The 5,630-nt window shown below is 29.8% G+C and carries 9 protein-coding genes; 8 read left to right on the top strand and 1 reads right to left on the bottom strand.

Translation table 11 applies throughout. The features are described 5' to 3' along the window. Positions 1 to 338 precede the first annotated feature (338 nt). From MK119_RS23985 to MK119_RS23975, 3 genes are read left to right on the top strand one after another with little or no spacing between them, the layout of a single operon-like run. On the top strand, positions 339 to 506 hold the full coding sequence (locus MK119_RS23985; protein ID WP_290684226.1) for a hypothetical protein: 168 nt from the start codon (positions 339 to 341) through the stop codon (positions 504 to 506). Then, the gene (locus MK119_RS23980) at positions 484 to 1,263 is read left to right on the top strand and encodes a hypothetical protein (protein WP_290684224.1); all 780 of its coding nucleotides are present in this window, start codon (positions 484 to 486) and stop codon (positions 1,261 to 1,263) included. The genes MK119_RS23985 and MK119_RS23980 overlap by 23 nt, the downstream gene beginning before the upstream one ends. Before the next feature lie 5 nt (positions 1,264 to 1,268). Further along, complete coding sequence (locus MK119_RS23975) at positions 1,269 to 1,541, top strand: hypothetical protein (protein WP_290684222.1); 273 nt, start codon at positions 1,269 to 1,271, stop codon at positions 1,539 to 1,541. A gap of 55 nt (positions 1,542 to 1,596) precedes the next feature. Here the strand turns inward: MK119_RS23975 and MK119_RS23970 are convergent, their stop codons facing one another. Continuing rightward, positions 1,597 to 2,022 carry a helix-turn-helix transcriptional regulator gene (locus MK119_RS23970; protein WP_290684220.1) on the bottom strand — a complete coding sequence of 142 codons (426 nt, stop codon included), beginning with the start codon at positions 2,020 to 2,022 and terminating at the stop codon, positions 1,597 to 1,599. Between the two features lie 108 nt (positions 2,023 to 2,130). Here MK119_RS23970 and MK119_RS23965 point away from each other — a divergent pair, with 108 nt between their 5' ends. From MK119_RS23965 to MK119_RS23945, 5 genes are all read left to right on the top strand, one after another. After that, positions 2,131 to 2,451 carry a hypothetical protein gene (locus MK119_RS23965; RefSeq protein WP_290684218.1) on the top strand — a complete coding sequence of 107 codons (321 nt, stop codon included), beginning with the start codon at positions 2,131 to 2,133 and terminating at the stop codon, positions 2,449 to 2,451. Next, positions 2,441 to 2,767: a hypothetical protein gene (locus tag MK119_RS23960; RefSeq protein ID WP_290684216.1), complete on the top strand. Its 327-nt coding sequence runs from the start codon at positions 2,441 to 2,443 to the stop codon at positions 2,765 to 2,767. Before MK119_RS23965 ends, MK119_RS23960 begins: the two co-directional genes overlap by 11 nt. Before the next feature lie 370 nt (positions 2,768 to 3,137). Then, positions 3,138 to 3,299, top strand: a complete 162-nt coding sequence (locus MK119_RS23955; protein ID WP_290684214.1) for a hypothetical protein — start codon at positions 3,138 to 3,140, stop codon at positions 3,297 to 3,299. A gap of 174 nt (positions 3,300 to 3,473) precedes the next feature. Continuing rightward, complete coding sequence (locus MK119_RS23950; protein ID WP_290684212.1) at positions 3,474 to 3,827, top strand: hypothetical protein; 354 nt, start codon at positions 3,474 to 3,476, stop codon at positions 3,825 to 3,827. Beyond that, positions 3,814 to 5,541: a hypothetical protein gene (locus MK119_RS23945; protein WP_290684210.1), complete on the top strand. Its 1,728-nt coding sequence runs from the start codon at positions 3,814 to 3,816 to the stop codon at positions 5,539 to 5,541. Before MK119_RS23950 ends, MK119_RS23945 begins: the two co-directional genes overlap by 14 nt. The last annotated feature ends 89 nt before the right edge of the window (positions 5,542 to 5,630 follow it).

Here is a 5,630-nt window from a genome sequence, read left to right as displayed (position 1 = left end):
AGGGAATTTTCCCCTTTTTTGTCGAATTCAAAATAAAATTGAATTAAGTCAGTTAATTTGTAACGCTTATTAACTTTTTTTTATTTCATATATCTTTAGGAAAAAGGGTTTTGTTTTTTTCGTAAATTGGCGATCCCTTCACCTAATATGTTTAATCTGTACAATTATTATGGTTTTACCTTATAATTGATAATGTTCATTCATAACAGTAAAAAAAAGTGTAATTTTCGGACAACTTTTATAAACAAATTTTGTTTATAATAATATACGCAAGTGTATTGAAGAACAATGTGTTAAGAGCTAATTTTACATTAGTTTAATTTAAAATCTTAATCACAATGAAAAAAGTATTATTTGCAAGCGTATTATTATTAGGAATTTTAATGTTTAATAGTTGTACAGATCAAACAGATTTAACAGAAGAGCAACAATTTGAATATGAATTACAAACAGTCGACCCAAAAGATGATGGAACAATCGACGATGAAGACTACAGGGAAGAATAAAGCCATAGCGATATTAAAGGGCATAGTTATGTTTTTGATCGTAACTATGTCTTTGTTTCACATTTTTTTTAGTGCCAAGTCTCCCAAATTAGCTGAAAATAATGCAGCTTATAAATTAGCTATAAACGATAGAAACTCTCTTCAAAATGAATATTTAGAGGCATTGAAAAATAAAACAATAAGTATTGAAGAATATTATTCGTCAGTAAAAGAATTACTTTCGAAATCAAAAGAAAAAATTGGTGCCATAAATGATGAAAAGCGAGCTATAAATTTTGAGCATTCTTTTAGAGGACGTAACAGTTTTCATTTTTGGATTTTCGTGTTTGGGCTTGTATCAGCACTTTTCTTCTTTAGTTGTAAATCCTTACATAATGATTTCTCAAGAGGAAGTACTGTTAAATTCCATTTAGTTTCCATTACTGGAATAATAATCTCTTTTTTTTGGTTTATTCATCTCATATTCTTGACTCAAAATGATTTTAATAAGAATAAGTACATTATTCTAACAATTGTATGCGCATCAATATTTTCTGTTTTCACTTATTTTTTGGTAAAGTATTACACTTATAAAGATCAAATAATTTTGAAGCAGTTATCACTTCTTCAAAGAATTAAAACTATTTATTATCATGACCTAGCAGTAAGAGCTGTTTTTGCTGAAAAAACAGGTCAACCTTTGGAAAGTGATAAATCAACAAAAGAATCAATCAACGAATTTGATACTGACTTTATGGAAGTAGTTAAAAATATTTAGATGCTATGGATATTTTAAAACAACTTTTCAAAATTTTACGTAGACGAAAATACACTAATGAAGATCAAGAAATTGATTTTAATACTAGTTCCAACGAGGAAGCAGAAAAAGAGGTCCTCAAAAGAATTAAAGATAAATTTAATGAGATAAATAGGGTACACTTAAATGAAAGAAAAAGTAGAGTTGAAGCTGAAACTTTACTTGAGATTTTAGAGCAAGACCCACAATACTACACTAAACCAGAGTTAAATACTATATTCAATGAAATGTTTTTGTGATTAGAAATAATTTTCATTCACTTCAAAAAGTTGTTGTTTTAAAATAATTAACTAACTATTTCCCCAATTTTTTTAAAGCAATTTTTCTTAATTTATCCAAAGCATCTTTTTTCTTTTCTCTCTCATCATCTGCATAAAGATATTCCATAGACGTTTTAATGTAATTTTTATATGCTTCGCTTTTAATTAGAATTTCATGATTATCTAACAGAAAATTGATCAAATTTGGGATTTTTTCTTTTGTTAAGTATTCTGATTCATTATTAGATTGTATGCTTCCTTTTCCAGTTAAAAGCCAAATGGGATTTATATTTGGAAAAGTATCAAGTACTTTATTAAGCACATCACTCTTAAATTCAGATTTTCGTCTTATTGCAGAACCAATAGTATTATTTGAAACATTAATCTTTTTTTCAAACTCATTAATAGACATATTATTTAAGCTCATAATGTGTTTGATTCTTTCAGATATATCTAACATAATTCAAAATTTTTTTCAAATAATTAAGAAAATTGCTTGTACTTAAGAAAATTGTTTGTAGTTTTGTTCTAATAATACGAACAAACATAAGGTTTTTTTATCAAAAAAATGGCAGTAAACGATCAAATAGCTCAAAAAATAGTCAAAACAAATAAGACACTACCTGTTGATTTTGATGAGTTAAATATACACGAAAAATTTGTTTTGCTGGATAGTATTTCTTCACCTGTTATCATATCTGAAGCAATTAAACTTACAGGTAAATCAAGTCGTAATTATGAATACGTTTTAAAGAATAGAAATTCAGCAGGAAAAGAGTTTTCAGATAGTAAGATTCAAGAATATTATGAGTGCTTAAAAAAAGCTTTCATTAATGATGCAGAAAACAACCTTAATGTTTCAGAAAAACTTCAAAGCTATGACAAATGATATTGCACAAGTAGGAGATACTATAATAATGAAGATTGATATCCTTCAGGTGTTACTAGAAAAAGCTTCTGAAAAAGGAGCAAAAGTTGCTATTGAAGCGTATAGTGTATTAAAAAGCAAAGATGAAAAGTTAACACCTTCTCAAATTGCTAAAATTGAAAATTGTTCAACACCTACAGTACTAAATTGGATTAATAATGGTGTGAAAAAAGGTAACAAGCAACTCTTTTTGAAATCTGAAAAAATAGGATTGAGAGATCACAGAGTTACTAGGCATGCCTATGAAGAGTTTAAAAAGTTACGAAGCGCTAGCTAAATAATTTAAAAATAGTAAAGCGTCGGAACGCAATATATTTATTGATCAAAATGGGGGTTTTGAATACTTCCGACGCTTAAAAATTTAAAAGATATTTAAAATGGCAGAAATCATATATGAAGAAATCAATTTACTCATACCAACTGTAATTTTTGGTGTACTAATAGGGACAATTATCGGGTATGGTTTCGCTCATAAGAGTACTATAAAAAAAGAAACCGAGTAATACCCGGCTTCTGTGCTATAATAATTAGTAAGAACCTTCTGCTAGGATAAGTTCTTTCAATTGATTCAAAAATAATACAAATCAACAAAAACATCAACAGAAATCAACAGAAATCAACAGAAATCAACAAAAATCAACAGAATTATGTCAAGCATTTTATTGAAATACAAACGATTGGATTTGGAGCATAACTTCCCTGATCAACGTAAAATAGCATATACAAAAAATGGAGTACTGAAAAAAGGATATGTTGCTTTACCCAATGGAAAAGTAGTCGCAAAAAAGACTTTAGATAAATACAAATAATTTTTTTGGTTGATGTTTAGTTATCGGAACGGTTTAAAATGCTAGGATGGCCGTTCCGAGTTAACCAAAAACTAAAGATACTCTATACCGATAGCTAGTCTATCTATTTTCAGTGAATTCAAGGGCATTGAATTGCCCTTGTCTTCTCATAAACAACTCGCTATAATAATTTCTATGATTAATACACAATTAATCAAGCCCATTGCACAGCTCCTAATTTCCCCTTATGGAGTTGAGCAATATGGGTTTGCCGACCACGAAATGCGCATTTTTAATAAGATGCATGATCTTCCTACGATTAAAACAATTCAGTTTTTTGTGAAACCAGAACAGCTACAAGTTTTTGTGGATATTCTCTATACGGAAGATCCAGAACTTTTAGTAGCCGACCAAATAGAATTTCACAATTTGTTATTTGAAATCTTCGCAGATAAAATAAACAAAAATGAAATATCCACTTACATAGCTTCCAGGAGTAATAACGAAGCCAGTTATGAATTAAAATTCAAACTATATGGAAACGAATAACAAAACAACATGCAACGGTTTCCAGTTAGTCGAAAATAGATCAACTGCTGATGGTATGGTCATTTCAGATACAATTTCTTCAGATATATATAGAGCAAAGATAGGACCGTCCGAAAGAGCTACAATGCTTCAGAATTACAGAATTTTTGTTGATCAATACAATAAAAGTGTTGATACACTAAACAAAAGTGTTGATCAATACAATAAAAGTGTTGCTGAATTTGTTGAAACCAACCAATTACAGGTACATGCAAAAACAGCTTTCGACAATTTTGAAGACACAACACATCAAGGCAACCATATAAAATGGCTTTCAACCAAAGAATATAACAACCTTGTAGAAGACAAAAACGGAAATATGCTCCTTTTAAAGAAAAGGAAGTATATGAAGCTAAAACAGCCACAAGAAAGGATATTTGAAGTTATACTTTGGATATACAGCGAGCAAATAAATTCATTAACCATACATTTAGAGTCTTTAAGCTCAGACTTAAAAATTTCGTATCAAAAAGCTCGTGTTACTTCAACTCAAATCGCTCATCTAAAGAAAGAAGGAATTCCAAGAATATTATACACAGATAGAACTATACGCAATCATATTTACCGACTAAGAGATACTGGAGTAATCTATAATTACAGTTTTCACGGCACAAAAAAGCCTGTAAAATTTCATATATCAAACAAAATTTTGGTGCTATCTGATCAAAAAACATCCGTTTCTGAAAATCAGTACGTTAACTCATTTTTAAGGAAAAAATTTCCTAATAAAGATGAAGTTACCTGTTCAATATTCAAAGAAAATATAAAGAAAGAAGGGAATGTTGATAACCATTCCTTTGCTAAAGGACAAAAATCTACAATTTTTGATATTTCTAATATTGCTTCTAATGGAAGCAATGACATGAGCCTTCACAAGAACACTCTGCCCGATAGACCTAAAAAAAATGATCCTGTAAAACAAGGACAAAAAACCAGCGGCGGCGGCAAAAATTTGCTTTCTGAGCATTTACGCGAACAAATACTTGATAGACATGATATGGTCGAAGCATTAACCAATGGAACTTACTCTAATTATGTTTTTCATGCAACTAACAATAGAAAACGATATGAGTCAGAAGCAAATAATGGAGCCATGGCCAGAGAAGAATTTAGAATTCTTTTACTTCAACAATTTATCAAAATAGCAGCACCAATATGGAAAAATCATGCTGTATTTGCAGGTAGTTGGATGTTGGCTTATCAAGCCATATTTGATGAATTTTTATTGAATAGCAACGGTTCTATTCCTAGTAAACTCACTTTAATGGTTGAATTTGACTGTTTACTTTACAGAATAAATCGTTCAAAACGCTTCTTCAGAAAAAAGAAAGATTACCCAATACATTATCCAAGTATTTATTTTGACCCGACTAGAAAACTAGCAAAAGAAGGAGGTTTTGCCTATACACTCAAATGGCTTAAAGCGAGTCAAAAAAGAGAAAGCAACTTAGAAAATAGAAAGGCAAAAAGGATTGCTGAAGCAGGAAAGCGCCGAAAAACTCTAAATGCTGATGAAAAGGTAAGGAAGCTAATAAAAGAATATTTGAAAGGAGGTATTTCGCTTCCGACAGTATTTGAAAAAATTGAAACCAATCCTTCAATACCAAATTACTTCATTGGTGAAGTGCCTCGACTTTTGGAGCTACTCAATGCGAAACATCACAACTTATACTAAAACATAGAACTACAACATTAAAATTCAAATTACAAAAAACAATACTCAGAAACTAAAATACATGACAGAGATATTTGCATATGGTAGAG

Source organism: Kordia sp. (assembly GCF_022447245.1).
Classification (GTDB): Bacteria; Bacteroidota; Bacteroidia; order Flavobacteriales; family Flavobacteriaceae; genus Kordia.
The sequence above is the reverse complement of the archived record's forward strand: the minus strand, read 5'-3'. Positions and strand labels throughout refer to the sequence as shown.

What these genes read in the sequence shown, in the direction of transcription:
- MK119_RS23985 (WP_290684226.1), top strand. Translation starts at nt 339, where the DNA reads ATGAAAAAAGTATTATTTGCAAGCGTATTATTATTAGGAATTTTAATG.
- MK119_RS23960 (WP_290684216.1), top strand. Translation starts at nt 2,441, where the DNA reads ATGACAAATGATATTGCACAAGTAGGAGATACTATAATAATGAAGATT.
- MK119_RS23970 (WP_290684220.1), bottom strand. Translation starts at nt 2,022, where the DNA reads ATGTTAGATATATCTGAAAGAATCAAACACATTATGAGCTTAAATAAT.
- MK119_RS23980 (WP_290684224.1), top strand. Translation starts at nt 484, where the DNA reads ATGAAGACTACAGGGAAGAATAAAGCCATAGCGATATTAAAGGGCATA.
- MK119_RS23975 (WP_290684222.1), top strand. Translation starts at nt 1,269, where the DNA reads ATGGATATTTTAAAACAACTTTTCAAAATTTTACGTAGACGAAAATAC.
- MK119_RS23950 (WP_290684212.1), top strand. Translation starts at nt 3,474, where the DNA reads ATGATTAATACACAATTAATCAAGCCCATTGCACAGCTCCTAATTTCC.
- MK119_RS23945 (WP_290684210.1), top strand. Translation starts at nt 3,814, where the DNA reads ATGGAAACGAATAACAAAACAACATGCAACGGTTTCCAGTTAGTCGAA.
- MK119_RS23965 (WP_290684218.1), top strand. Translation starts at nt 2,131, where the DNA reads ATGGCAGTAAACGATCAAATAGCTCAAAAAATAGTCAAAACAAATAAG.
- MK119_RS23955 (WP_290684214.1), top strand. Translation starts at nt 3,138, where the DNA reads ATGTCAAGCATTTTATTGAAATACAAACGATTGGATTTGGAGCATAAC.